Source organism: Microcystis sp. LEGE 08355 (genome assembly GCF_015207185.1).
Lineage (GTDB): Bacteria > Cyanobacteriota > Cyanobacteriia > Cyanobacteriales > Microcystaceae > Microcystis > Microcystis panniformis.
In genome coordinates this window covers 1-2,425 of record NZ_JADEXI010000653.1, presented here as the reverse complement: position 1 = coordinate 2,425, position 2,425 = coordinate 1, and the positions used below count along the sequence as shown (strand labels likewise).

Genomic DNA, 2,425 nt, shown 5'->3' with positions numbered 1-2,425 from the left:
GATTTATAACTGGGTAGAAAAGCTCAGAGAAGCAACTAAATCAATGGCAAAAGTTTAAGGAAAATATAGGTTAGTTTGGGGCAGTATTTCCCCCTAACCTAATTGTTTTAAGAGCAAACCAATAAGCGCACCAGCCAGAATTAACCAAGTAGAATTAACCTGAAAACGTAGTAAAAGAATAGCGGAAATAAGAGATAGAATGATAGCCAATAAATTAAAAGGTAAATTCCCGTAGGGTTGTAACCAAGTAGCTAGAGCTAAATTAAAAATTACCGCTACCATTAAAGCCACGGCACTAGCATTAATTGCATCTAAAAAAGCACCCGCCCAAACCGATTCTCTCAGCTTAGGAATAAGAGGATTAAGTAATAAAACAAAGATAAAAGAAGGAAAGAAAATCGCTAGAGTCGCCACAATTGCCCCCGATACTCCTAATATTTGATAACCGATAAAAGTGGCTGTGGATAACACCGGACCAGGGGTAAATTGACCCACAGCAATGGCATCTAATAATTGTTGCTGGGTTAACCATCCTCTCCCCTGCACTAAATCCCCTTCTAAAAAGGCAACTAACACATAACCACTACCAAATAAAACACTACCCACCTTGAGAAAAAATAGCCCTAATCCTGTTAATGTCGGTGGGATATTGCTAGGAGTAGCAGCCGCCGTCGCACCGCCTATTCCTGCCACAATCAGGGGTAAAGTAGCGAATTTTTTGAGGATAAACATCCCGATAATTCCCCCTAACAGTAAAGCGATAATTTCATTTAAACCTAAGATTAATAATCCGATAACCCCCAATCCGATGAACAGTAATTGACGGGTTTTCAGTGCCTTTTTGCCTAGGCGCCAGAGTGCCTGAAAAATCACCGCAATTACTACTGGTTTAATCCCCGCAAAAATCGGAGCTACATCCGGTAAAGTCCCGTAGGTAGTATAAATCCAAGCTAGAAAACCCGTAATTAACACCGCAGGAGTAATAAAACAAACCCCCGTGATTATTAAACCCGCTAAACCACCAAAAATATAACCGATATGAATAGCCATTTCCGTGGAATTAGGACCAGGAATCAGATTAGTGGCCCCCACCAAATCGAGAAATCGCTCCTTAGTCATCCAACCGCGACGCTTAACCACTTCTTCCTCCATTAAAGCGATATGGGCAGCCGGACCACCAAAACCGATAATGCCGATTTTGAGAAATAAAAGGGCAAGTTGCGAGAGATTGGGAGGCGATGAAGTCAGCATTTTCTGATTACCAATAGTTTTTCTAGAATCAAGTTTATATCCAAAAGAATAAGCTTAAGTTAAATTCTTGGCTAGATTTCGTCAATGCCAAAATTTCATAATTGCAAAAGTGTTTTACACAAACTCAATTATAAGTATTTAATACCAACGTTCAAGTAATTTTGATACAAAAAAAGTTAAGAAAACTTTATAAATAATATTGATTAATTTGTTTATAATGAACCCCATTAATACCAACTGAAACCAGAATAAACCATAGACAATAATCAATTATCACAATCGATTTTAATCTATACCAAAAAAACTCTATGGACAGCTTGCCGCCCAAGACTAACCAGTTTTCAGATACTCAAGAGAACGTAGGTTGGGTTGAAGCATGAAACCCAACGCCCGCTCATGTTACGCTACCGCTAACCCATCCTACAAATAATTGTGCCTCCCCACTTAAATCATAAACAATAATCAATTATCACAATCGATTCTAATCTATGCAAAAAAAACTCTATGGACAGCTTGCCGCCTAACACTAACCAATTTTCAGATACTCAAGCACCGGCGGCGAGTCCATCTCAGCGCCAAGCAGTGCCAGTCAATTATGAGTACAGCCTCAATCTGCCGGAATTACTCAACCAGCTTGACCTTTCGGTGTTGATTTCCACCTACCAAGCGGGACGAGTGGCCAGCATTGGCACTTATCAAAGACAAATACGGGTGAGTTTCGCCCATTTTGACCAAGCAATGGGTTTAACCCGAACCGCTACCGGAATTGCTGTGGGCGCTCGTCAGGCAATTTGGCATTTACCCGCCAATCGAGAGATTGCCCCCCAGATTAAACCGGAAGGGGAACAGGATATCGCCTTTTTGGCCCGCTCCTCTCACCTCACCGGCCCGATTATGGGTCATGATTTGGCCTTTGGCAGTAATCGCCTTTGGGTGGTCAATACCCTATTTAACTGTCTGGCAACTATCGAAGGAAATTGGAGTTTTCTCCCCCAGTGGAAACCGTCCTTTATTACCGAGTTAGTCCCCGGGGACCGATGCCACCTCAATGGCTTGGCTATGGCTGAAAATAGCGGCACTCCCGCTTATGTGACGGCATTGGGGGAAACCAACGAGGAAAGCCTCTGGCGGGAAAATAAAGCCCAAGGGGGATGCTTAATTGATGTGCCGAGGG

Annotated in this window: 2 protein-coding genes; one reads left to right on the top strand and one right to left on the bottom strand. The window is 42.4% G+C overall.

All coding sequences use genetic code 11. The features are described from left to right. Positions 1-93 precede the first annotated feature (93 nt). On the bottom strand, positions 94-1,251 hold the full coding sequence (gene chrA / locus IQ242_RS22505) for a chromate efflux transporter (protein ID WP_193961475.1): 1,158 nt from the start codon (positions 1,249-1,251) through the stop codon (positions 94-96). 504 nt (positions 1,252-1,755) lie between these two features. On the opposite strand from chrA, the gene IQ242_RS22500 reads away from it, so the two are divergent. After that, the coding region (locus tag IQ242_RS22500; RefSeq protein ID WP_193961474.1) for a DUF4915 domain-containing protein at positions 1,756-2,425 on the top strand (670 nt) is incomplete at its 3' end.

Coding starts and splice junctions, on each gene's coding strand:
- chrA (WP_193961475.1), bottom strand. CDS start 1,251: ATGCTGACTTCATCGCCTCCCAATCTCTCGCAACTTGCCCTTTTATTT.